Origin of the sequence: Methylomonas aurea, from assembly GCF_024505045.1 — a bacterium.
Taxonomy (GTDB): Bacteria; Pseudomonadota; Gammaproteobacteria; order Methylococcales; family Methylomonadaceae; genus Methylomonas; species Methylomonas aurea.
Window position 1 is genome coordinate 1 of record NZ_JANIBM010000091.1, and the last position, 536, is coordinate 536.

The 536-nt window shown below is 46.1% G+C and carries 1 protein-coding gene; it reads right to left on the minus strand.

Annotated features, from left to right (window positions below; all coding sequences use genetic code 11):
- Positions 1 to 170 precede the first annotated feature (170 nt).
- Positions 171 to 536: hypothetical protein (locus tag NP603_RS21845; protein ID WP_256612976.1), on the minus strand; the 366-nt coding region annotated here is incomplete at its 5' end.

A 536-nucleotide genomic window follows, 5' to 3' on the forward strand; every position in this document is an offset into this window, starting at 1 on the left:
TCTTTATCTTGCCGGCATGAATGCCGGGTTTTGGGTTGGCAATGGCACACGTTGACCACCGCACTTAATCCCTGAACCCCGTGTTTTTTGCGGCCTCGCTTGCTGGTGCCTAACGCCTAGCTCACCCGACGAAAACCGCATCGCGGTTTTTGGTCGGGTGAAGCGACGTGTTATGTTTCTTGTAGGTCATTGACATACTCAGCACACAAAGACTCCCAGCCTTCACCGTTAAGATTTTCATTAACTCTCCATTGAATCTCACTCTTCGCTACCGAGCACGGAATTAGTGTCGTTTGATTACTTTGAATGAGTCGCTTACTTTCTGCATGAAATGCTTGAAACAACGACCAGTCGATGATCTGCAACCATCCATTTTCAACAGGAATACTTTCCTCAATTTGATCATGAATTGACACTAGATCAGGAAACACATATCCGGTTTTACCGGCTGGGTAGCCATCACCTATATGGATTTCCTTTGGCCATAGCTTAATGCCGGTGTTGTATAGGTCAGTAAACTTCATGCTTCTGGAACA